Source organism: Streptomyces sp. NPDC091292, assembly GCF_044757265.1.
Taxonomy (GTDB): domain Bacteria; phylum Actinomycetota; class Actinomycetes; order Streptomycetales; family Streptomycetaceae; genus Streptomyces.
In genome coordinates this window covers 24,892-48,750 of sequence record NZ_JBIVUQ010000004.1, presented here as the reverse complement: position 1 = coordinate 48,750, position 23,859 = coordinate 24,892, and the positions used below count along the sequence as shown (strand labels likewise).

The 23,859-nt window shown below is 69.9% G+C and carries 22 protein-coding genes; 13 read left to right on the top strand and 9 right to left on the bottom strand.

Going from position 1 to position 23,859, the window contains the following annotated elements; all coding sequences use genetic code 11:
• The first annotated feature begins 3 nt into the window (after window positions 1-3).
• The 7 genes from nadC to ACIQNU_RS14335 all read left to right on the top strand — a co-directional run bounded on the left by nadC (window position 4) and on the right by ACIQNU_RS14335 (window position 4,615).
• Window positions 4-1,026, top strand: coding sequence for a carboxylating nicotinate-nucleotide diphosphorylase (gene nadC / locus ACIQNU_RS14365; protein ID WP_401365721.1), 1,023 nt, complete (start codon window positions 4-6; stop codon window positions 1,024-1,026).
• A 5-nt stretch (window positions 1,027-1,031) separates the two neighbouring features.
• The gene (locus ACIQNU_RS14360; RefSeq protein ID WP_401365719.1) at window positions 1,032-1,829 is read left to right on the top strand and encodes a type III pantothenate kinase; all 798 of its coding nucleotides are present in this window, start codon (window positions 1,032-1,034) and stop codon (window positions 1,827-1,829) included.
• A gap of 122 nt (window positions 1,830-1,951) precedes the next feature.
• Window positions 1,952-2,680 (top strand): hypothetical protein, encoded by a 729-nt coding sequence (locus ACIQNU_RS14355; RefSeq protein ID WP_401366391.1) that lies wholly within the window; start codon window positions 1,952-1,954, stop codon window positions 2,678-2,680.
• A 13-nt stretch (window positions 2,681-2,693) separates the two neighbouring features.
• Entirely contained in the window at window positions 2,694-2,867 is a 174-nt protein-coding gene (locus ACIQNU_RS14350; protein ID WP_401365718.1) for a hypothetical protein, read from the top strand.
• Window positions 2,868-2,992: 125 nt separating this feature from the next.
• Window positions 2,993-3,487 carry a BlaI/MecI/CopY family transcriptional regulator gene (locus tag ACIQNU_RS14345; protein WP_401365717.1) on the top strand — a complete coding sequence of 165 codons (495 nt, stop codon included), beginning with the start codon at window positions 2,993-2,995 and terminating at the stop codon, window positions 3,485-3,487.
• 9 nt (window positions 3,488-3,496) lie between these two features.
• Window positions 3,497-4,030 (top strand): amino-acid N-acetyltransferase, encoded by a 534-nt coding sequence (locus ACIQNU_RS14340; RefSeq protein WP_401365715.1) that lies wholly within the window; start codon window positions 3,497-3,499, stop codon window positions 4,028-4,030.
• Window positions 4,031-4,273: 243 nt separating this feature from the next.
• Window positions 4,274-4,615 (top strand): Lsr2 family protein, encoded by a 342-nt coding sequence (locus ACIQNU_RS14335; RefSeq protein ID WP_401365714.1) that lies wholly within the window; start codon window positions 4,274-4,276, stop codon window positions 4,613-4,615.
• Here ACIQNU_RS14335 and ACIQNU_RS14330 read toward each other — a convergent pair.
• Complete coding sequence (locus ACIQNU_RS14330; protein ID WP_401365712.1) at window positions 4,588-5,229, bottom strand: SCO3374 family protein; 642 nt, start codon at window positions 5,227-5,229, stop codon at window positions 4,588-4,590. The two genes, ACIQNU_RS14335 and ACIQNU_RS14330, sit on opposite strands and share 28 nt — an antisense overlap.
• Before the next feature lie 432 nt (window positions 5,230-5,661).
• On the opposite strand from ACIQNU_RS14330, the gene ACIQNU_RS14325 reads away from it, so the two are divergent.
• The gene (locus tag ACIQNU_RS14325) at window positions 5,662-8,190 is read left to right on the top strand and encodes an ATP-dependent Clp protease ATP-binding subunit (RefSeq protein ID WP_401365710.1); all 2,529 of its coding nucleotides are present in this window, start codon (window positions 5,662-5,664) and stop codon (window positions 8,188-8,190) included.
• A 90-nt stretch (window positions 8,191-8,280) separates the two neighbouring features.
• Here the strand turns inward: ACIQNU_RS14325 and ACIQNU_RS14320 are convergent, their stop codons facing one another.
• Complete coding sequence (locus ACIQNU_RS14320) at window positions 8,281-11,226, bottom strand: NACHT domain-containing protein (protein WP_401365709.1); 2,946 nt, start codon at window positions 11,224-11,226, stop codon at window positions 8,281-8,283.
• A 491-nt stretch (window positions 11,227-11,717) separates the two neighbouring features.
• Here ACIQNU_RS14320 and ACIQNU_RS14315 point away from each other — a divergent pair, with 491 nt between their 5' ends.
• Window positions 11,718-12,395: a M23 family metallopeptidase gene (locus ACIQNU_RS14315; protein ID WP_401365707.1), complete on the top strand. Its 678-nt coding sequence runs from the start codon at window positions 11,718-11,720 to the stop codon at window positions 12,393-12,395.
• Window positions 12,396-12,478: 83 nt separating this feature from the next.
• Here ACIQNU_RS14315 and ACIQNU_RS14310 read toward each other — a convergent pair whose 3' ends face one another.
• Window positions 12,479-13,084: a TetR/AcrR family transcriptional regulator gene (locus ACIQNU_RS14310; protein ID WP_401365706.1), complete on the bottom strand. Its 606-nt coding sequence runs from the start codon at window positions 13,082-13,084 to the stop codon at window positions 12,479-12,481.
• 215 nt (window positions 13,085-13,299) lie between these two features.
• On the opposite strand from ACIQNU_RS14310, the gene ACIQNU_RS14305 reads away from it, so the two are divergent.
• From ACIQNU_RS14305 to ACIQNU_RS14295, 3 genes are all read left to right on the top strand, one after another.
• Window positions 13,300-14,943 carry an MDR family MFS transporter gene (locus ACIQNU_RS14305; RefSeq protein WP_401365704.1) on the top strand — a complete coding sequence of 548 codons (1,644 nt, stop codon included), beginning with the start codon at window positions 13,300-13,302 and terminating at the stop codon, window positions 14,941-14,943.
• 141 nt (window positions 14,944-15,084) lie between these two features.
• A complete protein-coding gene (locus ACIQNU_RS14300) occupies window positions 15,085-15,513 on the top strand; it encodes a helix-turn-helix transcriptional regulator (protein ID WP_401366389.1) in 429 nt (142 codons plus the stop codon).
• A 73-nt stretch (window positions 15,514-15,586) separates the two neighbouring features.
• Window positions 15,587-16,036 carry a VOC family protein gene (locus ACIQNU_RS14295; RefSeq protein WP_401365702.1) on the top strand — a complete coding sequence of 150 codons (450 nt, stop codon included), beginning with the start codon at window positions 15,587-15,589 and terminating at the stop codon, window positions 16,034-16,036.
• Between the two features lie 19 nt (window positions 16,037-16,055).
• On the opposite strand, the gene cseC is transcribed toward ACIQNU_RS14295, so the two are convergent.
• The 5 genes from cseC to ACIQNU_RS14270 all read right to left on the bottom strand — a co-directional run bounded on the left by cseC (window position 16,056) and on the right by ACIQNU_RS14270 (window position 20,816).
• Complete coding sequence (gene cseC, locus ACIQNU_RS14290; protein WP_401365701.1) at window positions 16,056-17,480, bottom strand: two-component system sensor histidine kinase CseC; 1,425 nt, start codon at window positions 17,478-17,480, stop codon at window positions 16,056-16,058.
• A 32-nt stretch (window positions 17,481-17,512) separates the two neighbouring features.
• Window positions 17,513-18,229: a two-component system response regulator CseB gene (gene cseB, locus ACIQNU_RS14285; protein WP_401365700.1), complete on the bottom strand. Its 717-nt coding sequence runs from the start codon at window positions 18,227-18,229 to the stop codon at window positions 17,513-17,515.
• Window positions 18,230-18,313: 84 nt separating this feature from the next.
• Entirely contained in the window at window positions 18,314-18,976 is a 663-nt protein-coding gene (locus ACIQNU_RS14280) for a hypothetical protein (RefSeq protein ID WP_401365699.1), read from the bottom strand.
• Window positions 18,977-18,996: 20 nt separating this feature from the next.
• Window positions 18,997-19,536, bottom strand: a complete 540-nt coding sequence (locus ACIQNU_RS14275; protein WP_401365698.1) for a SigE family RNA polymerase sigma factor — start codon at window positions 19,534-19,536, stop codon at window positions 18,997-18,999.
• A gap of 296 nt (window positions 19,537-19,832) precedes the next feature.
• The gene (locus tag ACIQNU_RS14270) at window positions 19,833-20,816 is read right to left on the bottom strand and encodes an A/G-specific adenine glycosylase (protein ID WP_401365696.1); all 984 of its coding nucleotides are present in this window, start codon (window positions 20,814-20,816) and stop codon (window positions 19,833-19,835) included.
• A 202-nt stretch (window positions 20,817-21,018) separates the two neighbouring features.
• On the opposite strand from ACIQNU_RS14270, the gene ACIQNU_RS14265 reads away from it, so the two are divergent.
• A complete protein-coding gene (locus ACIQNU_RS14265) occupies window positions 21,019-21,840 on the top strand; it encodes a hypothetical protein (RefSeq protein WP_401365694.1) in 822 nt (273 codons plus the stop codon).
• 885 nt (window positions 21,841-22,725) lie between these two features.
• On the opposite strand, the gene disA is transcribed toward ACIQNU_RS14265, so the two are convergent.
• The gene (gene disA / locus ACIQNU_RS14260; RefSeq protein WP_401365692.1) at window positions 22,726-23,850 is read right to left on the bottom strand and encodes a DNA integrity scanning diadenylate cyclase DisA; all 1,125 of its coding nucleotides are present in this window, start codon (window positions 23,848-23,850) and stop codon (window positions 22,726-22,728) included.
• Between the last annotated feature and the right edge of the window lie 9 nt (window positions 23,851-23,859).

The following is a 23,859-nucleotide window of genomic DNA, read 5'->3' as shown; positions in this document are numbered from 1 at the left end:
GCCGTGAGTACCCCCGACCTTCCCCTCGTTCCCGCCGACGGCTGCGGCGACGGCTGCGCCTGCTCCGGGGGTGACGGGGCCATCGACATGGAGGGCGTCGACACCGCCGACGAGTGCGGCCTCGACCCCGCGCTCGCCGCGCTCCTCGCCGACGCCGGACTCGACCCCGTCGAGGTCGAGGACATCGCGTACCTCGCGATCGACGAGGACCTGGACGGCGGCGTCGACGTCACGACCGTCGCCACGATCCCCGAGGACGCCGTCGCCACCGGCGACTTCACCGCGCGCGAGGCGGGCACCGTCGCCGGGCTGCGGGTCGCCGAGGCGGTCATCTCCATCGTGTGCACCGACGAGTTCGAGGTCGAGCGGCACGTCGAGGACGGCGACCGGGTCGAGGCGGGGCAGAAGCTGCTCAGCGTCACGACCCGCGCCCAGGACCTGCTGACCGCCGAGCGCAGCGCCCTGAACCTGCTGTGCCGCCTCTCCGGCATCGCGACCGCCACGCGCGCGTGGGCCGACGCCCTGGACGGCACCAAGGCACGCGTGCGGGACACCCGCAAGACGACGCCGGGGCTGCGCTCCCTGGAGAAGTTCGCGGTCCGCTGCGGCGGCGGCGTCAACCACCGGATGTCGCTGTCGGACGCGGCCCTGGTCAAGGACAACCACGTGGTAGCCGCCGGCGGCGTCAGCCAGGCGTTCAAGGCGGTACGGGAGACCTTCCCGGACGTCCCGATCGAGGTCGAGGTCGACACGCTGCACCAGTTGCGCGAGGCCGTCGACGCGGGCGCCGACCTGATCCTCCTGGACAACTTCACGCCCGGCGAGACCGAGGAGGCCGTCGCCGTCGTGCACGGCCGCGCGACCCTGGAGTCGTCGGGCCGCCTCACGCTGGACAACGCGCGCGCGTACGCGGAGACCGGCGTCGACTACCTCGCCGTGGGCGCCCTCACGCACTCCTCGCCGATCCTCGACATCGGCCTGGACCTGCGCGCGACCGACACCGGCTCCCTGGGCGGGGCGGAGTAGGCGCCATGCTGCTGACCATCGACGTGGGCAACACCCACACCGTGCTGGGCCTGTTCGACGGCGAGGAGATCGTCGAGCACTGGCGCATCTCCACCGACGCCCGGCGCACCGCCGACGAGCTGGCGGTCCTGCTCCAGGGCCTGATGGGCATGCACCCGCTGCTCGGCGAGGAACTCGGCGACGGCATCGACGGCATCTCGATCTGCTCCACCGTGCCGTCCGTCCTGCACGAACTGCGCGAGGTCACCCGCAGGTACTACGGCGACGTGCCCGCCGTCCTCGTCGAACCGGGCATCAAGACCGGCGTGCCGATCCTGATGGACAACCCCAAGGAGGTCGGCGCGGACCGCATCATCAACGCGGTCGCGGCGGTCGAGCTGTACGGGGGCCCGGCGATCGTCGTCGACTTCGGCACCGCGACGACGTTCGACGCGGTCTCCGCGCGCGGGGAGTACGCGGGCGGGGTCATCGCGCCCGGCATCGAGATCTCCGTCGAGGCGCTCGGCGTACGCGGCGCCCAGCTCCGCAAGATCGAGCTGGCCCGCCCGCGCAGCGTCATCGGCAAGAACACCGTCGAGGCCATGCAGTCGGGCATCCTGTACGGGTTCGCGGGGCAGGTCGACGGCGTGGTGAGCCGCATGGCGCGCGAACTCGCCGACGACCCGGAGGACGTCACCGTGATCGCGACGGGCGGTCTGGCGCCGATGGTCCTGGGCGAGGCGTCCGTCATCGACGAACACGAGCCCTGGCTGACCCTGATCGGCCTCCGCCTGGTCTACGAACGCAACATCTCCCGCACCTGAGGGTCCCGCGCACCGCACCTGAGGGCCCCGCTCCCCGCAACACCCGTGTCGTGATGACCGGATTTTGTCTGATTAGCGCGTATCGTCACGGCATGCCCACGCCCTACGGATCACGCGGCGGCATGGCGTTCGGTGTGGAGGAGCTTCGAGTGCTCCGTCGCGCCCTCGCCCTTGCCCTCCACCCGAGTCCCGCCTCCGCAGAGGACGTCCAGGACTGTCACCGGCTCGCCGGGGCCGTCGACGAGGCGGCCCGCGAGGGTGCCCGGCTCCGCGCCTTCCTGCTGGCCGACCTCGTCCGCTACCGGGCCGCCCTGCCCGGCACCGCGAGCGGGTACCTGGCGCTCCTGGAGGACGTACTCGCCGCCGGCTACCAGCCCGTACCCGACGACCTCGCCGCCCTGCGCGCGCTGCGCGGCAACCCGGCCGCCGCCGCGCTCCTGGAGCGCTGCCGCGACCTCGCCGAGCTGGCGGTCCGCGCCAAGCTCGCGGGCCGCGCGGTGCCGGTGTCCTGCGGTCGCCCGGCGGGGGTGGCCGCCCGGCGGCCCTCGGTCCCCGCGTCCCGTACCCGTCTGACGGCCCTCCCCGGCGGTCTGTCGGCCGTACTCACCGCTCCCGGTGCATCGGGTGCCCGGCGCGCGTACGGGCCCGTACAGGCCGACAGGAAGCCGTCGGACAAGCCCGCGCCGAAGCCCCAGGAACCCGCCCCGCAGCGCCCGGTGCCCACGCCGGCCGAGGTCTTCCCGCCCCGCAAGCGCCCGGCGCCCCCGGCCGACCCGGCCCACCCCGGGCGCGAGCGGGAGCGCGACCCCGCGCCCGAGGAGAACCCGCCGCAGCAGCTCGCGGCCGGGTAGCTACCCTGGGGGCATGGACTATGTCTCCGCGCTCGTGCCCCCCGTAGTCATGGCGGTGTTCTTCGTCGGTCTGATCGTGACGATCGTGAAGACCCAGGGCGGCGCCAACAAGGCCAAGGAGGACGCGGCCGTGGACAGCGCCATGGCCCGCGCCGAGGCGGTCCGCCAGGCCCGGCGCGACACCTGACCCCACGCGGCACCACCTGCGCCACCAGGGCGTACGGCTCACCGGAATTCCGAGTCGTACGCCCTTTTTGTCCCTCATGCCACGTTCATCGCGTCATCGGGGGATTCTCCTACTAGGGTGCGAGTGTGCCTCGCCCCTTGGGAGAACTCGAAGACGCTGTCATGACGCGGGTCTGGAAGTGGAACCGCCCGGTGACCGTTCGAGAAGTCCTGGAAGACCTTCAGCAGGAACGGTCGATCGCGTACACGACCGTGATGACCGTTCTGGACAATCTCCATCAGAAGGGCTGGGTCCGGCGGGAGGCGGAAGGGCGTGCCTATCGATATGAGGCCGTCTCCACACGGGCCGCGTACGCAGCCGCACTGATGAACGACGCATGGTCCCAGAGCGACAACCCGGCGGCGGCTCTCGTCGCGTTCTTCGGCATGATGTCCCCGGAACAGCGCGAAGCTCTCAACGATGCCGTGCGGATGGTGCAGGGCCCCGAGAACCAGCCCCCTTCCCAGGCTCCTTCCCAGCCCCCTTCCCCGGCGTCTTCCCAGACGTCTTCCGGGGAGTCTTCGCAGAACCCGAATCCCACCGAGAACCCCGACTCCTCGCGCGCGGAGGACGGGCGATAGCGTCCGCACATGGCAGCACACCTCCCCGAAGTCCCCGGGAAAGCGGTCACCGTACGCCGGGCCAGGACCAGCGATGTCCCCGAGGTGCGCCGACTCCTCGACTCGTACGCCGCCAAGCGCATCCTGCTCGACAAAGCCACGGTCACGCTTTACGAGGACATCCAGGAGTTCTGGGTCGCGGAACGGGACGACAACGCGCAGGTCGTGGCCTGCGGCGCACTCCATGTGATGTGGGAAGACCTGGCGGAAGTCCGCACTCTTGCCGTGAACCCCTCGGTGAAGGGCGGCGGAGTCGGACATCAAGTCCTGGAGAAGCTGCTCCAGACCGCACGCTGGCTCGGTGTTCGCCGCGTTTTCTGTCTCACCTTCGAAGTCGACTTCTTCGCCAAGCACGGCTTCGTGGAGATCGGTGAGACTCCTGTCGACACCGATGTGTACAGCGAGCTGCTGCACTCCAATGACGAGGGTGTCGCCGAGTTCCTCGGACTCGAACGGGTGAAACCGAACACCTTGGGCAACAGCCGGATGCTCCTGCATCTGTGAGCGAACGGCATCCGTGATCGATCGGTACGGGTATTCCGCACAGTCCCTGCCCCCGCGCCCTATGTCCGAAACGCGCATGTTTCCGAGCCTCTTGGCGCGGTTCGTCACTCCCAGGGGTTTGTGTTTTTCCCGCAAAAGCGGTTTGCTTTCCGACGTACTGCTGTACTGCATATAACAAGGGACGGCGAATCAGCGGCCGAGCCGCACGGACCGACCCGCACGTTATCGATGAAAGGAAATCCAGTGGCACAGAAGGTTCAGGTCCTTCTTGTCGATGACCTCGACGGCGGCGAGGCGGACGAGACCGTGACGTTCGCGCTGGACGGGAAGTCATTCGAGATCGACCTCACCACGGCGAACGCGGACAAGCTGCGCGGTCTTCTTGAGCCCTATGTGAAGAGCGGGCGGCGCACCGGCGGCCGGGCCGCGGGCGGCCGTGGAAAGGCCCGTGCGGCGGCTGCGGCCGGTGGCGGCCAGGACACGGCGCAGATCCGCGCCTGGGCGAAGGACAACGGCTTCGACGTGAACGACCGGGGCCGCGTCCCCGCGAACATCCGTCAGGCGTACGAGGACGCCCACCGCTGATCCCGGGCGCGCCCGAGCCGGACCCGATGGCACTGAGTCGCCGCCGTGTCCACCAGCCGCACGAGATCGGGGGCGCCCCCAACGCCCCCCTGTGCCGTCGGCGCCGCCAGGAACGGCGGAGCCGGCAGCGTCGGCTCCACCGCACACCCGGGCTCCGGGGGGCGCAGCCACACGGCCGCCCCCCGCGGACCCACCCGCCCGCCGGGCACCGGCCGCCCCGGAGGCAGCGGCGCGTCGAACCGCCCGCCCGCACCGATCGCCCTCAGATCAAGCGGCAGGGTGCCCCACTCCAGCCAGTCGAGCAGCCCCGGCAGCTCGTCCGCGCTCCCCGCGGCCACCAGCAGCCGCATCCGCCGCCCCTGCACGGCCACCGGACACCGCAGCGGCAGCCGCCGCAACACCTCCCGGCCCGCTTCGGCCGGCATCTCCAGGACGTCGAACCGCAGCCCCGTCAGCAACTGGGCGGGCCGTGCGGGCGTGCCGCGCACCGCGGCCCAGCCGAGCGCGTTCACGTACCACCGCTGCACCGGGTCCTCCGGGCCTGCCGAGTCTTCTCCGTGGTGCGAGTCTTCCGAGGCGAGCGGCCGACGTGGATGCGGGACGGTGGATTCCATGCCCCGGCCAACCGCCGTAACGTCTCTGCGGTTACGCACCGTGCCCTGATATATGCGCAGAGTGTCTGAAATGGGCAGGTGTGGACGTGGGTACGCGCGCAAGGTTGTTCGCCCGTAGCGGAGGGAACCCGGGTACGCCGCATGGACTGTCGGTAGCTGCGGGTAAGACATCCCTAGTGGGAGGGGCGACACGCAAGCCCGAAGCAGCCTCACGTTCGCCATCGGCGTAGTGGTGACTGGGGTAACTGCCTGGCCTGCGGGAACATCGTCTCGCACCATCGGGTTGGAGCAGTTGTCGGCGTTCCGGGTCAGGAGGCCATCCACGGGTGTCGGCAGTTGGAATGAGCGGTCCCCGCTTGCGGGACTAAGCTGCGGAAGGACAGGGAGGGGACCGACCCCTTACTGCCTGACCGCTCTGAGGAGCGATTAACGATGTTCGAGAGGTTCACCGACCGCGCGCGGCGGGTTGTCGTCCTGGCTCAGGAAGAAGCCCGGATGCTCAACCACAACTACATCGGCACCGAGCACATCCTCCTGGGCCTGATCCACGAGGGTGAGGGTGTCGCCGCAAAGGCCCTGGAGAGCCTCGGCATTTCGCTTGAGGCGGTCCGCCAGCAGGTGGAGGAGATCATCGGACAGGGCCAGCAGGCGCCGTCCGGTCACATCCCCTTCACCCCCCGTGCCAAGAAGGTCCTGGAGCTGTCGCTCCGCGAGGCTCTTCAGCTGGGCCACAACTACATCGGCACAGAGCACATCCTGCTCGGCCTGATCCGTGAGGGCGAGGGCGTCGCCGCCCAGGTCCTGGTCAAGCTGGGCGCAGACCTCAACCGGGTGCGGCAGCAGGTCATCCAGTTGCTCTCCGGGTACCAGGGCAAGGAGACCGCCACCGCCGGCGGCCCCGCCGAGGGCACGCCCTCGACCTCGCTGGTGCTCGACCAGTTCGGCCGCAACCTCACCCAGGCGGCCCGCGAATCCAAGCTCGACCCGGTCATTGGGCGCGAGAAGGAGATCGAGCGGGTCATGCAGGTGCTCTCGCGCCGCACCAAGAACAACCCGGTGCTCATCGGCGAGCCCGGCGTCGGCAAGACCGCCGTCGTCGAGGGCCTGGCGCAGGCCATCGTCAAGGGCGAGGTGCCCGAGACCCTCAAGGACAAGCACCTCTACACCCTCGACCTGGGCGCCCTGGTCGCCGGCTCCCGGTACCGCGGTGACTTCGAGGAGCGCCTGAAGAAGGTCCTCAAGGAGATCCGCACCCGCGGCGACATCATCCTGTTCATCGACGAGCTGCACACGCTGGTCGGAGCGGGCGCCGCCGAGGGCGCGATCGACGCGGCCAGCATCCTCAAGCCGATGCTCGCCCGTGGTGAACTCCAGACCATCGGTGCCACCACGCTCGACGAGTACCGCAAGCACCTGGAGAAGGACGCGGCCCTGGAGCGCCGCTTCCAGCCCATCCAGGTCGCCGAGCCGTCGCTGCCGCACACCATCGAGATCCTCAAGGGCCTCCGCGACCGGTACGAGGCGCACCACCGCGTCTCGATCACGGACGAGGCCCTGGTCCAGGCCGCCACCCTGGCCGACCGGTACATCTCGGACCGCTTCCTGCCGGACAAGGCGATCGACCTGATCGACGAGGCCGGTTCCCGGATGCGGATCCGCCGGATGACCGCGCCGCCGGACCTCCGCGAGTTCGACGAGAAGATCGCGGGCGTGCGCCGCGACAAGGAGTCGGCCATCGACTCCCAGGACTTCGAGAAGGCGGCATCGCTCCGCGACAAGGAGAAGCAGCTCCTCGCGGCGAAGGCCAAGCGCGAGAAGGAGTGGAAGGCCGGCGACATGGACGTCGTCGCCGAGGTCGACGGCGAGCTGATCGCCGAGGTCCTCGCGACGGCCACCGGCATCCCGGTCTTCAAGCTGACCGAGGAGGAGTCCTCGCGTCTGCTGCGCATGGAGGACGAGCTGCACAAGCGGGTCATCGGCCAGAAGGACGCCATCAAGGCGCTCTCGCAGGCGATCCGTCGTACGCGCGCGGGTCTCAAGGACCCCAAGCGCCCCGGTGGTTCGTTCATCTTCGCCGGCCCGTCCGGCGTCGGTAAGACCGAACTGTCCAAGACCCTCGCCGAGTTCCTGTTCGGTGACGAGGACGCGCTGATCTCCCTCGACATGTCGGAGTTCAGCGAGAAGCACACGGTGTCGCGCCTCTTCGGCTCGCCCCCCGGCTACGTGGGGTATGAAGAGGGCGGCCAGCTCACCGAGAAGGTCCGCCGCAAGCCGTTCTCCGTCGTCCTCTTCGACGAGGTCGAGAAGGCCCACCCCGACATCTTCAACTCCCTGCTCCAGATCCTGGAGGACGGTCGCCTGACCGACTCCCAGGGCCGGGTCGTGGACTTCAAGAACACGGTCATCATCATGACGACCAACCTCGGGACCAGGGACATCTCCAAGGGGTTCAACCTGGGCTTCGCCGCCCAGGGCGACACCAAGTCGACGTACGAGCGGATGAAGAACAAGGTCAACGAAGAGCTGAAGCAGCACTTCCGCCCCGAGTTCCTCAACCGTGTCGACGACACCGTGGTCTTCCACCAGCTCACCGAGGAAGACATCATCCAGATCGTCGACCTCATGATCGCCAAGGTGGACGAGCGCCTGAAGGACCGCGACATGGGCATCGAGCTCAGCTCCGAGGCCAAGTCGCTCCTCGCCAAGAAGGGGTACGACCCGGTGATGGGCGCCCGGCCGCTGCGCCGGACGATCCAGCGCGAGATCGAGGACGTGCTCTCCGAGAAGATCCTCTTCGGTGAGCTGCGTCCGGGTCACATCGTGGTCGTCGGTACGGAGGGTGAGGGCGAGACCAAGTCCTTCACGTTCCGGGGCGAGGAGAAGACGGCGCTGCCGGATGTCCCGCCGATCGAGCAGGCTACGGGTGGCGGCGCGGGGCCCAACCTGAGCAAGGAGGCGTAGCCCTTCGCGGGCTGCGTGACCGGTAGTGGGCTGCCCCTGGGACTTCGGTTCCGGGGGCGGTCCTCTTTTTTTGCCCCCACCCACCCGCCCTTATTGCTTCCGCACGCCGGGGGTCGGGACGAGTTTGCCGTTCACGTGGAGGCTGGTGAGGGAGGGGAAGTGGTACGGGATCTTCGAAAGGTCGGCGTCGGGGGTGGCGTCGAAGAGATTCAACTGGGTGATGCCTGGCAGGGTGAGAGACGTCGGGATCGTCCGGCAGGAGTCTGCGGTGACGTAAATCTGGGTCAGCTGCGGCAGGTTCGCGAGGGTTGACCAGTCGTCCGGAGCGAGGGTGGCTCTGCTGGAGTTGAACGACACCAGTTCGCGTGAGGAACCCAGACCTGAGAGCGAGGGAAGCGGGGGACTGAGCGCGAGGTCGTGAAGAGCCAGTCCGGCCGGGGCCGATACGTCCATCAAGTTGTCACAGCCGATGACCAGGAGAGCGCGCACGGATTCGGCTCCCGCCAGGAACGCCAAGTCCATGAGGGCTGAATTGAAGGTGAGGAGCAGTGTGGTGGGCGAGAAGCGCGCGATGTACGCCGCCATCTGGTCCACGGCGAACTCTCCCCTGAACTCCACCATCGGTCGCCCACCCAGGTCGCCCAGCGCCTTCAACTGAGCTGTGTCCTGCACGGTGAAGTGCAGCTCCTCGGCGTCGAGTTCCCCGATCACCTCCTCCGCGTACCGCTCGGTGTCGAAGCGATGCCAGGCCCAGACGAGCTGGGAGCGGACCCTCAGGGACGGGTGGCGGGCGAAGCGTGCCAGGTACGGGATCGCTGCCTCCGAGTCCAGGTGGGACGCCGTCACGACGACCAGGCGGGCCTCCTCGTCCGTCAGGCCCTCCGGGCCCGGCAGCAGGCCCAGGGTCAGGTGGCCGACTCTGGCCAGGTCCCTGGCGTCCTCCTCGGTAATCGGCGGGATGAGCCGGGCCGCACGCGCCTCGACCCGCCCCCGTACCCCCGGATCCAACTCCGTCGCATGCTCCAGGCAAGCCGCCGCCAGAAGATAGGTCCGGTGGCGTACGGGACCCTCCTCGGCCGCGTCTCCTGCCCGCAGCAACCCCTCCAAGATCTCCGCCCGCTCCCGTGGCCGTCCGTGTGCCACCGCCATCCTGATCACGTCCTCCCACTGGTCGTCCGCCGCGTGGTCGGTCAGGAGGCCGATGTCCCAGGTCTCGATGGCCGCGCGGGCGCCCAGGTAGTCCTGGAAGGTGCGGTGGACGAAGTCGACGGCGCCCGGGGCCGGTTCCCTCAGAAGGCCGCTGCGGAGCAGGAGGTGGGCGAAGACCGTGGGCGCGTCGCCGAGTGCCGCCGCTTCCGGTACCGACGGGAGGGCGTCGCCGATGATGCGTTCCGCGTGGGTGCGGTCGAGTTCGGTGCGGCCGTTGCGGATGAGCCAGTACGCCAGGCGTTGGAGCAACTGCATCTGGGGTTCCTGGCGGAGCCCGACGCCCGTCGCCGTCAGATCGCGTTCGCGGTCCCGGCGGGTCAGGAGCATCGCGAGGGCGGCCTCGTACAACTCCTTGCGGCCGTGCGGGAGATAGCCTCGGCGGTCGCGATGCAGGGCGCAGATCAGGCCGCACATGAGAGGGTTCGTGGCCAGCCGTCCGAGGTCGGCCTTGGTGCGGACCGCGGTCAGCAACTGCCTTTCGTACGTGTCCAGGAGGCCACCGTCTTCGGGGGCGCCGGTGCGGGCCGCTTCGTGCCAGCGGTGGATGAAGGCTGTGACGTCCGCCGGGTTCATCGGGGAGAGCGTCAGTTCGGTGAAGCCGTCGTCGGCGAGCCAGTTCTCGCGTACGGCGGACGGGCGCGAGGTGACCAGCCAGCGGTTTCCCGGGTACGCGGTGATCAGGCCCTGGAGCCAGGCCCGGGTGCGCTCCCGCTCGCTGTCGGGGATCTCGTCCATCCCGTCGACCAGGACGAGCCCGCGCCGCGCGCCCAGCACCCGGTCCGCCCAGCCGTCGGGCTGGGCGCCGCCGAGCGGGGAGTCGGCGGCTTCGAGGAACCGTTCCGGGCCGGGCAGCCGTTCGCCGTGCCGGATCAGGGTGCGCAGCGGCAGGACGTAGGGGATCAGGCCGTGCAGGTACGCGAGGGGGCCGTCCGGGGTGGCGCGGGTCGCCGAGACCGCGAGCCACTGGACGAGTGTGGTTTTGCCGGAGCCGGCGACTCCGCGGAGCAGGACCTTGTCGTGGGTGGCGAGGATCTGGTCGGCGGGGCGGGGGGACGGGGAGCCGAACTCCCGGTAGGGCATCGTCGGATCCGGATACGCCCGCGCCGGCCCGTCCGGCCACCCCGTCACCTCCAGGCTCAGATACGCCACATCCAGCGGCCAGGCCCCCGGTGAGTCCGTCAGGTCGATGCCGTAGATCATCAACTTGCCGTGCCGGGTGGCGAGATACGTCCCGTACCGGCGCTCGAACGACGCGTCGCGGGCGTCGCGGCGCGGCATTCGCGTGATCAACTCGTCCAGTCTGGCGATGAGTTCGGCCTGGCCCCGGCTCTGCTCCACCAGGGTGCGGGCGACGAAGGTCGAGCGCTGGGTGAAGAAGTGCAGGATGTGCAGGCAGGCCCATTCGATGGCCGAGGTGAGGAAGACGGAGGCGTCGGCGGAGAGTTCGCGGCCGGCGTCGGGGGAGTGGGCCAGGAGTGTGCGGGCCAGTTCGCGGTGGCCGAGGCGGATCGCTTGGACGTCGTCCATGTCGAGGTCGCCGAGGCCGAGCAGCGTACGGGCCAGGGCGTCGGCGACCGCTGTCTCCTCGTCGGCGGGGAAGGGCCGCTCGCCGGGGGAGTCGACGGCCCGGTCGACCAGGCGGCCCGCGAGCTTGCGTACGTCCTGGTCGGTGAGGGTGCGGTGCTCGCCCCGGAAGGAGACGTAGGAGGAGAGCCGGATGGGCCGTTCCGCCAGGCCCGCGCCCGGCCCTTCGGCCACGAACAGCTTCCTGACCAGCGGTGATATCGCGCTCGACGCCAGCCGTGTGCCGAGTACTGCCGGGTCCATCTGGCGTCCCCCCGAAGGCCGCGAACGGGTTCCTGTACGGCCTGTCGAGAGTAGCCCGCGTCACATTCCGGGGGTGGTCGATCTTGCCTTCCGGTGACATGGCGCACAGGCGTTTTGTCCCGTACTAGCCGGAATAGTGGACTCGTGCCCCGGAATCGGGCAGGAGCTTCGGTCCCGAACCGGGCTGGGTCACCGGGCCGTCACGGCCGGTCCTTCGGGCCCACCCCCGCACCCCGCGCGAACCCCTCGCGAAGTGCGGTTAAACGGACCTTCTGAGGTGAAATGTCCGAATCGACCCCACCTCTCCCGAGGTAGTCAAGAGGTCAACTTCCTGGGGTCTATGTACGACTTCGCCTAGTAGTGGGGGTGTTTGGGCGTCCGCCGGGGGGCGGGTTACCAAGGGATGGCCAGCCCGGCAGGTACGTCTCGTCCGCCGGGTCCGCTCATCACCGTCCCGGAGGTACCGGGTCCGCTCATCCCGGAGGAATCGAATGTTCAAGCGCGCCACGTCCCCCCGCTCCGCCCCGTCCCTGCTCCGCACCCGCAAGGCCGTCCTCGCCGGTGGTCTGGGAGCTTCGATGCTGCTGGGTGTCGGGGTCGCGGTTGCGGCGAGCCCCGGCCAGGCGGTGACCGCCGCGCCGTCGTCCGTCGCGGCCTCCGTGCACGCCCAGGCCGAAGCCCAGGCGAAGGCCGCCCAGGCCAACGCTCAGACCGTCGCGGCCAAGGCGCCCGCCGCCGCGAAGGCCGCCCCCGCGTGGGTCAAGCCGGTCGACAACTACTCGCTCTCCGCCGGGTACGCCCAGGCCGGTGGCATGTGGGCCTCGAAGCACTCCGGCCAGGACTTCGCCGTCCCGACCGGCACCCCGGTCAAGGCCGTCAGCGCCGGCACCGTGGTCAAGGCCGGCGGCAACGGCGCCGGTGACGGTCCCGCGTACGGCAACGCCATCGTGATCAAGCACAGCAACGGCAAGTACTCGCAGTACGCCCACCTGTCGAAGGTCAACGTGAAGATAGGCCAGTCCGTGTCCGCGGGCCAGAACATCGCGGCGTCCGGCAACACCGGCAACTCCAGCGGTCCGCACCTGCACTTCGAGATCCGTACGACCCCGAACTACGGTTCCGCGATCAGCCCGATGGCGTTCCTGCGGTCCGCGGGCGTCTCCATCTGATCCGCACCGCCGAAAAAGTGAACCAGGTCATCGAACGGTGATCCAGGTCACCATCTGATCCACCCGGGACGGGTGCCGGTCGCTCATTCGTGAGTGTCGGCGCCCGTCCCGCTGTGTGTCCCCGCGTGTGCCTGGGTCACCAGGCCGACGGCGACCTCCAGGACGGCCTTGCGCTTCTCCTCGGGGGCGCCGTCGACCTCTGAGAGGGCGAACTTCCCCGCGTGCATCGTGAAGAGGGCGCTCACGCAGCGGACCTGGTCGGTCAACGCGGCGTTCGGATCCTTGATGATCGTCAGCAGCCCCAGCATCCGGTCCTTGAACAGGTTCCCGATGCTCAGCTCCCGTACCGTCGCCTGGTTCTCCTGCATGAAGCGGAAGAGCGGTGACGCCTTGTCCAGCGCGTCGCTGTAGCGGTGCAGCACCTCGCGCTTGGTCTCCAGGGTGTGCGGCTGCTCCTTGCCCCACTCGATCAGCTCGTCGATCGGCCGCGTCAGATCCTCGAAGAGGCTGAGGAGGATGTCCTCCTTGGTCTTGAAGTGGTAGTACAGCGCCGCCTTCGTGACCTGGAGGTGTTCGGCGATCTCCCGCAGCGAGGTCTTCTCGTACCCCTGCTCGGAGAAGAGATCGAGGGCCACGTCCTGGATGCGCTGGCGGGTGTTCCCCCTGCGCTGCTGCCTGCCGCTGTCCATCGTGGCTGCTCCCTCGCATGCTCGCGCCCATTGCCAAAAACTTACTTGACGCCCGGCTAGTTACGCGGCTAACTTCCGCTAGTGTAGCCAACTAGCCGGGCGGCAAGTAAGTGCCCGCGGAAGCAAGACCGAATTGATCGGCCGGAACCGCGAGGAAGCACAGGAACGTTCGCCCCGCTTCCTTTCACGTTCCGTTGCGTCCCAGGGGGAGTGCCATGTCCGAGGTCGAGGTCAAGTCCACGGCGAAAGCCGTACCCGAGCCCGTACCCGAACCCGAATCCGCGCAGGACGCGCTGCCCGGGGGCAAGCAGCCCCGCAGCGTCCGCGTCGTCCTGCTCGCCTTGATGATCGCGATGCTCCTCGCGATGCTCGACAACATGATCGTGGGCACCGCGATGCCGACGATCGTCGGTGAGCTGGGGGGTCTGGAGCACCTTTCGTGGGTCGTCACCGCCTACACCCTCGCCACCGCCGCATCGACCCCGATCTGGGGCAAGGTCGGCGACATGTACGGCAGGAAGGGCGCCTTCCTGACCTCGATCGTGATCTTCCTGATCGGCTCCGCGCTCAGCGGTATGGCCCAGGACATGGGCCAGCTCATCGGCTTCCGCGCCATCCAGGGCCTCGGCGCCGGCGGTCTGATGGTCGGCGTCATGGCGATCATCGGCGACCTGATCCCGCCCAGGGAGCGCGGCAAGTACCAGGGCATGATGGCCGGCGTGATGGCGCTCGCCATGATCGGCGGCCCGCTGGTCGGCGGCACCATCACCGACCACCTCGGCTGGCGCTGGTCCTTCTACATCAACCTGCCGCTCGGCGCCGTCGCGCTGATCATGGTCACCGCCGTGCTGCATCTGCCGAAGAAGCGCTCCAAGGGCCGTATCGACTATCTCGGCGCCGCGCTGCTCACCGTCGGCATCACCTCGATCGTCCTGGTCACCACGTGGGGCGGTTCGGAGTACGAGTGGACGTCGGCCGTCATCATGGAGCTGATCGGCATCGGCGTGGCCTCGCTCATCGGCTTCGTCTTCGTGCAGACCAGGGCCGCCGAGCCGATCATGCCGCTGCACATCTTCCGCAGCCGCAACTTCACCCTCATGTCGATCATCGGCTTCATCACCGGCTTCGTGATGTTCGGCGCGGTCCTCTTCCTGCCGCTCTACCAGCAGTCCGTGCAGGGCGCGTCCGCGACCAACTCCGGGCTGCTCCTGCTGCCGATGCTGCTCGCGATGATGGTCGTCTCGCTGATAGCGGGCCGGGTCACGACCAACAGCGGCCGGTACAAGGTCTTCCCGATCGTCGGCGGTGTGCTGCTGGTCGCCGGACTCTTCCTGCTCGCCCAGATGGACACCGGTACGAGCCGCTTCACCTCGGGCGTGTACATGGCGGTCCTCGGTGCCGGTATGGGCTGTCTGATGCAGATCACCATGCTGGTCGCGCAGAACAGCGTGGAAATGAAGGACATGGGCGTCGCCTCCTCCTCGACCACCCTGTTCCGCACGCTCGGCTCCTCCTTCGGTGTCGCGATCATGGGCGCCCTGTTCAACAACCGGGTGCAGGACGTGATGGCGGAGCGCGCCGGGCAGCTCGGCGGAAGCATCACCGAGAAGTCGGCGCAGCTCGACGCGGCGAGCCTGGCGAAGCTGCCGGCGGCGGCGCGTGAGGCGTACCAGTTCGCGGTGTCGGCCGGTACGCACTCCGCGTTCCTGCTCGGCGCGATCGTCGCGGTGGCCGCCCTGGCCGCGTCCTTCTTCGTGAAGGAGGTCCCGCTGCGCGGCGCCGGACCCGCCACCAAGCCGGCCGAGGGCGCGGACGGGGACTCCGCGCCGGACGGGAAAGCGGTTGCAGAGGCCGTCTGACCTGGTCTTTCCCTCGGTCCGACAGCCCCCGGTGCGCGAGCGCCCGGGGGCTGTCGCCTTTCCGGCCCGGCTGTTGTCAGTGGGGCGTGTCAGCATGCGGGAGTGGACAGACTGCGGCAGCTCCGACTCGCGAAGGACGCGATGGACCGCGACTGGGCCGACCCGGACCTCGATCTGGACGCGGTGGCGGCCCACGCGGGCTATTCGCGGTACCACTTCGTGCGCGCGTTCAAGGGGGCGTACGGGGAGACGCCCGGCCAGTATCTGTCGCGGCGCAGAACCGAGCGGGCCGAGGAGATGCTGCGGTCGGCGAATCTCACGGTGACCGAGATCTGCCATCTCGTCGGCTTCAGCAGCCTCGGTACGTTCTCGACGCGGTTCAAGGAGCGGACGGGGCTGACGCCGAGCGCGTACCGGGAGCGGTATGTGGGGCGCGGGGCGGCGCTGATTCCGGGGTGTTACGCGATGTTGTGGGCGGGTGGGTTTCCGGGGCGGGGGAAAGGGGGCGGCGGGGGAGAGGGCGGGGGTGGGCGGGGGTGCGAAGAGGGAGAGCGAGCGCCGCAATTCTGAAGAAGCGGGCTGAGGGGCCGACTGCCTACGGTGACAGGGAAGTCGTTTCGAACCACCTCCCCAGGAGCGCACCATGATCAAGGGACTTGCCATCTCCACCGTCTGGGTCCTCGACCAGGACCGGGCCAAGGAGTTCTACACCGAGAAGCTGGGCCTGGAGGTCCGTCACGACATGACCATGGGCGGCGAGGGCGGAATGCGCTGGCTCACGGTCGGCGCCAAGGACCAGCCCGATGTGGTGCTGACCCTGATGGTGCCGGGCCCGCCCGCGATGGACGCGGAGTCGGCCGAGGCCGTCAGGACGCTGGTCGCCAAGGGCATCCTCGGCGCGGGCGTCCTGACGACGGACGACATCCACGCGGACTACGAGACGCTGAAGGCGCGGGGCGTCGAGTTCATCCAGCCCCCGCAGGAGCGGCCGTACGGCACGGAGGCCATCTTCCGCGACGACTCGGGCAACTGGTTCTCGTTCACGGAGCGGCGCGAAGGCGAGTTGGACGAGACCAAGAGCTGGGCGGGCTGACCCGGATCCGATGCTGGGGCTACGGAACCCCCAGCATCGGAAAGCTCCCCGTACTTGTCGGCGCGTGTTCCGGGAGCCACAGCACCGCCACCGCCCCCTCGGCCGGTGCCTCGTCCCCGGCCCCGGGGACGCGCACGTTCCGGAAGGTCAGCCGCGCCCCGAGCACTCGCGCCTGCCCCGCCGCGATGGTCAGCCCCAGCCCGTGCCCGTGCCCGGCCCGGTCACTGCTGCCGGTGCGGAACCGGCTCGGTCCCTCGTCGAGCAGCGCCTCCGGAAACCCGGGCCCGTGGTCCCGTACCCGCACCACCCGGCCCTCGACGGTCACCTCCACCGGCGGCTTGCCGTGCTTCGCGGCGTTCGCCAGGAGGTTGCCGAGTATCCGCTCCAGGCGGCGCGGATCGGTGGTGACCTCCGACTCGTGCACCACCCGCACCGTGACATCGCCGCCGCGCACCGCGACCCGGCGGGTGATGAACTCGCCGAGCATGATGTCGTGCAGCTCGGCACGCTCGGTCGCGCTGTCCAGGCGGGCCACTTCGAGGACGTCCTCGACGAGCGTGCGCATCGCCTGCGCGCGGTCCTTGACCAGTTCGCTGGGCCGCCCCGGAGGCAGCAGTTCCGCGGCGGTGAGCAGCCCGGTGACCGGTGTCCGCAGCTCGTGCGCGATGTCCGCGGTGACCCGCCGCTCGGCCTCAAGGCGCTGCCGCAGCGTGTCCGCCATCGCGTCGACCGCCCGCGCGAGGTCGTCCGTCTCGTCCCGGACGAACCCGCCGATCGCCTCCCGTACCCGGACGTCGGTCTGCCCTTGGGCGACCTGTTCGGCGGCCGTCGCCGCCTTGCGCAGCCGGCGCGAGAACTGTCCGCCGATCAGGACGCCGAGCGCGCAGCCGCCGAAGACGACGGCGATCGAGCCGATGACGAGGGCCTGGTCGAGGTCCTTCATCACCGTCGCGCTGCGGTCCGTGAACCGTGTGTGCAGCGACAGCACCCGCCCGTCCTTGAGCGGCACGGCCGCCCAGATGTCCGGGACGCCGTTGCCGTGCTCGGCGACGAAGGTCGCGCGCCGCCCCTCCGACGCCTTCGCCAGCAGCTCGCGCGGCATCGCCGGGTCGTCGATCTTCGTACCGAACTGGAACCGGCCGGTGGACTCGTAGATCCGCTGGGCGAACTGGACGCGCTCGTCCTGCACATCGCGCGCGTTGTCGAGCATCGACACCCGGGCCGCGTTGTGCACGACCAGGCTCAGCGCGAGTGCGACCAGCGCGCCGACCAGCGCGATGGCGGCGCTCAGCTTCCACTTCAGCCCCGTACGGATGCTCAGCCGCGTCCGGATGCCCGGTCCCGTACGGGCGTTGGCAGGCGTACGGGCATCGCCGGCCGCCAGGACATCCCCGGCCGCATGGACCGTGAAGCGGCGACGCATCCCCCGCCTGTCACGGCCCATGTCCCCACCCATGTCCCCGCCCATGTCCCCGCTCAGGCCTTCAACTTGTAGCCGAAGCCGCGGACCGTCTCGATCCGGTCCTGGCCGATCTTCGTCCGCAGCCGCTGCACATGGACGTCCACGACCCGCGTGTCACCGCCCCAGCCGTAGTCCCAGACCCGTTCGAGCAGCTTGTCGCGGGACAGTACGGTGCCGGGCGCGGCCGAGAACTCCAGGAGCAGCCGCATCTCGGTGGGCGTCAGCGCGACAGGGGAGCCCGCGCGCCGCACCTCCATGCCCTCGGTGTCGATCTCCAGATCGCCGAAGGTGAGCGTCCCGCCGAGCGGCGCCGGCTGGTCGTCGGCGTGGCTCGCCGAACCGCCGAGGGGCCCGCTCGCGTGCCCGAATCGCCGCAGCACCGCCCGGATCCGGGCGACGAGCACGGCACCGTCGAACGGCTTCGTCACATAGTCGTCGGCCCCGGCCTCCAGACCGAGGACCACGTCGATGGAGTCGGCCCGCGCCGAGAGCATGATCACCGGGACCGTGGACTCGTCGCGGATACGGCGGCACAGGCTCACGCCGTCCAGACCCGGCACCATCACATCGAGCAGGGCGATGTCGGGGCGGTCCGCGCGGAACGCGTCCAGGCCCGACAGCCCGTCGGGCATCGCCGTGACCACGAAGCCGTCACGCTCCAGCGCGAGTTGCGTGGCCTCGCGGATGACGTCGTCGTCCTCCACGAACAGGACATGGGTCTGCTCTGCCATCCGACTCTGTTCCCTCGGCTCTCTCGGGTCTCTCGGGTCTGTCGCGTCATCCGGGCGCGGTGGGTGGGGCCCGTCAGTTCACGGTCAGTTCGCCGACGGAGCGCTGGTGCCGCCGCCGACCGCGTTGCTGTAGTCGTTGTGCGTGCGGGCCTGCTCCGTGAAGCGGCGGGCGGCCCAGCGGTACGTGATCACGTCCTCGCCGGACGGAAAGGCGACGGAATCGCCCTTCGCGTACACCTGCTTGGTGATCACCAGGTCGCCCCTGTCTATCTCGGCGTACACCGGCGGCTCCTCGGACTTGAAGACATTGTGGTACGTACCGCCCTCGGGCTGGTAGACGTACGAGCCGATGCCGACCGCGTCACCGCAGGTCATCACGTTCACCACGACGTCGTCCGCCCCCACGTCCGTCAGGTTCCCGTAACTCACGTCGATCGGGTACTCGTCGGCGACGCAGGGGCGCAGGTCGCGCTTGACCGCGGGGCTCACCTCCGGGTCCTCCAGCACCAGCTTGACCGCGTCGATCCGTTTCGGGGCGGGCGACGGCGAGGGTGAGGCGGGCTCCGTGGTCCGGGCGACGCCGTCGGTGCGGGCCGGGCCCTCGTCGCGGGTGCCCGTGCCGCCGGTGGAGCAGGCGACCATGAAAAGGCCGATGGCGGCGAGCACGGCCGCCGCCGTACCCCCCGCCTTCAGCGCTCCGCGCCGGTGCCCGCCCGGGGCGGCCGGTCCGGCCGCTCCGTCGGGCATGGGTGCTCTCGTCCCGGTACCTACGCCGCGCAACGCTCCCGCTCCTCACGTTCGAACGCGCGTGCGTCGAGGTCGCGGCTCTCCAGCTCCTGGCGGAGCCGGGCCAGTGCCCTGTGCAGCGTGCTCTTGACCGTTCCGGCCGACATGCCGAGGGCGGCGGCCGTCTCCTCCGTGGACATCTGCTCCCAGTGTCGCAGTACGACGACACTGCGCTGCTTCGGAGCCAGCACCTTCATGACGTCCATCAGGAGGGCGCGGTCGGCGTGCTGCTCGGTGGAGTCCTCGACCGGCGCCTCCGGAAGCTGCTCGGTCGGGATCTCCTCCAGCTTGCGGGCCCGCCACCACTCCGTGCGCGTATTGATCATCACGCGGCGCAGATAGGCGTCGGCGAGCCGCTTGTCCGCTATCCCGTCCCAGCGGCCGTACGTCCGTACGAGCGCGGTCTGGAGGAGGTCCTGCGCGTCGACCGGGTCCGGGACCAGGCGGCGGGCGCTGCGCAGCAGGGCGTCCTGCCGCGTGCGGACGTACTCTTCGAATTCGAGCACCTCGCCGTGCGCCATGATCAACCGCCTCCCGTTCCGACCCGTGGTCGATGCGTCAATTCCTGTGCCTCCGCGGCACAGGAATGAAGCTACGGAGGAGTTGTCACGAGGCTGTGCGAGGCAGCACGCGGCGGGCGCACGGCTGGCCGTCGGTTGTGTAACAGATGTAGGTACGGGGTAAGGCGGCCCGTTTTCAAGGGTGTTAAGGAATCCTTTGGGGTGATTTGTCCCGCGAGGTCTCGTGACGTCTCGGGGGGTCTCCCGCCGGATTCCGTAACAGGTCGCGTAACGGGCCGTGCTGGGCCGTGCCGTCCTCAGACCTGGGGCAGCCGGTAGAGACCGCCGGGCAGCGGCTCGACCAGACCGTCCGACACGAGACCGTCGAGCGCGCGGGCCCGCTGCACCGGCTCGTGCCACACCCGGTCGAGCACGGCCTGCGGCACCGGGGCGACCGCGTCCCGCAACACGGCGAGCAGCTTGCCCCGCACCTGCCGGTCCGTCCCCGCATAGGTCTGCGCGCGCCGCGCGGGACCCTCGTGCTCGGGCTTTCCCGCGAGCCGCCAGGCGCACAGCGCGGCGATCGGGCAGCGCGCACAGCTCTCGTTCTTCGCCGTGCACACCAGCGCGCCCAGCTCCATCGAGGCGGCGGCCCAGCGCGCGGCGACCGGCTCCTCGTCGGGCAGCAGCGCGCGGGCCAGCTTGCGTTCGGCGGCGGTCGTCGCGTTCGGCGGGTACTGGACACCGGTGACGGCCCGCGCGAAGACGCGCCGCACATTGGTGTCGAGCACCGCGTGCCGCTGCCCGTACGCGAACGAGGCCACGGCCGCCGCCGTGTACTCACCGATGCCGGGCAGCGCCAGCAACTGCGCGTGCTCCGTGGGTACGTCGCCGCCGTGCCGTTCCGTTATGGCGGCGGCGGCACCGTGCAGCCGCAGCGCGCGCCGGGGGTACCCGAGCCGCCCCCAGGCGCGCACGGCCTCGCCGGACGCCTCCTTGGCGAGGTCGGCGGGGCGCGGCCAGCGGGCCAGCCACTGTTCGTACACGGGGAGCACCCGGTTGACCGGGGTCTGCTGCAACATGAACTCGCTGACCATCACGCCCCACGGGCCCGCTTCGGGGCGCCGCCACGGCAGATCGCGCGCGTGTTCGTCGAACCAGTCGATGACGGGTTCATGCAGGGCGTGGTGGGCTTCGGGAGCGGTTTCGGAAGCGGTACGGGGCTCGGGTGCGGTGCGGCCGGCACCGCTGTTGCGGCCGGCACCGCCGGTACGGGGCAGGGGCTTCGTGGGCGCAGTCATGGCGGTCCCGATCCTGCCATGGCCGGCCGGCGAACCGGCGAAGGACCGAGGGGCGGGGCCGGTTCGCGACCGGTTCGGCCCCGCGCGCGACGCGTTTCGGCGTCCGATTCGGGCGGGTGCCGGGATGATGATCCGCAAAAGTTGCCGTCCAGAGCGGCGGGTGGGGCAGGAGAAGCCCCGGATCTCTCGTACAGTTTGGCCCGTGGGATCTCTGCGCAATCCGGTCGGGCCGCTTCCCTCCACCATCTACTGGCGTCGGAGGGCCGTTCTGCTGTCCATGGCCGCGCTCCTCGCCTTGTTGGTCACCTGGATCGTCACCTCGGGCGGCGGCGGTGGCGGAGACAACGCGGGCGACGCCAACGGCAAGAACACGGCGCCGTCCACCATCACCCCCGGCCCCTCCGAGTCCGGACCCGCCATCAGTGAACACCCGGGCGGGCGCGAGGAGTCCGGGACCGGCGGCGGCTCCGGCGACTCATCGGGCGCGGACACGGGCGGCTCCGGCGGTTCCGGCGCGACGGCCGGGTCCGGTGACTCATCGGGTACGGGATCGGACGACGGTGCCGACGGTGCCGGCGGCGGCTCCGGCTCGGGCGACCGGGTTCCGGCGGGCTCCAGCCTCCCCAACTGCACCACCAGCTCGGTGAAGTTGACGCTGCGCAGCGTCCGCAACTCGTACGCGCCGGGTGCGAAGCCGAAGTTCGAGCTGATCGCGGAGAACTCGTCGGGCACCGCCTGCAAGCTCGACCTCGGGCCCCGGCAGGCCGTACTGACGATCACTCAGTCCGGCGACGACAAACAGATCTGGTCCTCGAAGGACTGCCCGTCGGGCTCCGGAAGCCTTCTGCTCCGCGTGCCGGGCGACGGCCGAGTGACACACACGGTCGAATGGGACCGCAAGCAGTCGGCCCCCAACTGCGCCACACCTCCGGCGACCCCGGCAGGCGCAGGCACCTACCTGGTGGAGGCCAGCACCCCGGGCATGCCGGTGGCCCGGACGTCGTTCGTACTGACGCAGGACTAGGGACCGGGGCGGCGGGATCCCTTTCCGCCGCAGTGGTGATGGGCGAGGGCGATGCCTGAACGGCGGTCGTCAGTGGCCGCTGTTTCGGCGCAGCCGATGGAGTTCCGGGACGGCCCGGCGGACGTGGGGGCGCGCGGGGAAGCCCCGGCCCTTCAATCCCGCCGCAGCGGTGCTCAGCCACGGCGATACCCGACCGGCGGTCGTCAGCAGCGGCTGCCTTCGGCGCGGCCGGGCGGATGTGGGGGTGTGCTGGGAAGTTGCGGCATTTCCTTTCTGCGGCAGTGGCGCTCGGCGAGGGTGATGCCTGACGGGCGGTCGTCAGTTGCGGCTGCTTCGAGCGCGGCCGGGTGGACGTGGGGCGCGCGGGGAAGCCCCGCCCTTCAATCCCGCCGCAGTGGTGATCGGCGAGGGTGATGCCCGACCGACGGTCATCACACACGGCAGTCTCTGGGGGCCTCGGCGCGGCCGGGTGGACGGGGGCGTGTTGGGAAGTCTGGGCCGTTCTTTTCTGCCGCAGTGGTGCTCGGCTACGGCGATGTGTGTCCGGCGGTCATGACTCGCCGCTGTTTCGGCGCGGCCGTCGGTTCCGGCGCAGCCGGATTCTTTCCGCCGCAGCCGTGCTCAGCTACGGCGATGCCTGACCGGCGGTCGTCACTCTCCGCTGCTTCGGCGCAGCCGTCGGGTTCCGGCGTAGCCGGATTCATTTCCGCCGCAGTGGCGCTCAGCCGCCCGCGACCCCTGACCGGCGGTCATCACTCACCGCGGCTTCGGCGCAGCCGATGGGTTACGGCGCAGCCGGATTCTCTCCGCCGCCGTGGTGCTCAGCCACCGCGATACCCGACCGGCGGTCATCACCTACCGGTCCCCACACCGGTCAGCCGTCGGCTAGACGTACCGTTCCAGAATCGACGACTCCGCCAGCCGTGAAAGCCCCTCGCGGACGCTTCGTGCGCGGGCCTCGCCCACGCCGTCCACCGTCTGGAGATCGTCCACGCTTGCCGCGAGCAGCTTCTGCAGGCCGCCGAAGTGTTCGACCAGCCGGTCGATGATGGCCCCGGGCAGCCGGGGCACCTTGGCGAGGAGCCGGAACCCCCTCGGCGACACCGCCGAATCAAGGGTCTCGGGCGACCCCGTATAGCCCAACGCACGTGCCACCGTCGGAAGTTCCAACAACTCCGCGTGCGACAGCGCGTCCAACTCGGACAGTGCCTGTTCGACCGTACGCGACCGCTTCGCGGTGGGCTCCGGAACGTAGTCCCGGATCACCAGCTCCCGCTCCGGCTCGACCCCCGCGATCAGCTCGTCTAGCTGGAGGGTCAGCAGACGGCCGTCGGTGCCCAGTTCCACCACGTACTCGGCGATCTCGGTGGCGATGCGCCGTACCATCTCCAGGCGCTGCCCGACCGCGCTGACGTCCCGGACCGTCACCAGGTCCTCGATCTCCAGCGCGGAGAGCGTACCGGCGACCTCGTCCAGACGGAGCTTGTACCGCTCCAGGGTCGCCAGGGCCTGGTTCGCGCGGGACAGGATCGCCGCCGAGTCCTCCAGGACCCGCCGCTGCCCGTCCACGTACAACGCGATCAGCCGCATCGACTGGGAGACCGAGACCACCGGGAAGCCGACCTGCTTGCTGACGCGGTCGGCGGTGCGGTGGCGGGTGCCGGTCTCCTCGGTGGGGATCGTCGGATCGGGGACGAGCTGCACCCCGGCGCGCAGGATCTTGGTGATGTCCTTGTCGAGGACGATGCCGCCGTCGAGCTTGCACAGCTCCCGCAGCCGCGTCGCCGTGAACTCGACATCCAGCACGAAACCGCCCGTACACATCGCCTCGACCGTCTTGTCCGAGCCGAGGACGATGAGCCCGCCGGTGTTGCCGCGGAGGATGCGTTCCAGGCCGTCGCGGAGCGCCATGCCGGGCGCGACCGCGCTCAGGGCGGCACGCATCAGCCCATCGGAACCGGAGCTACCGCCGGACTTTCCGGGAGCTGCTGCCCGGTCGTTGGCTGCCACTGCTCTCCT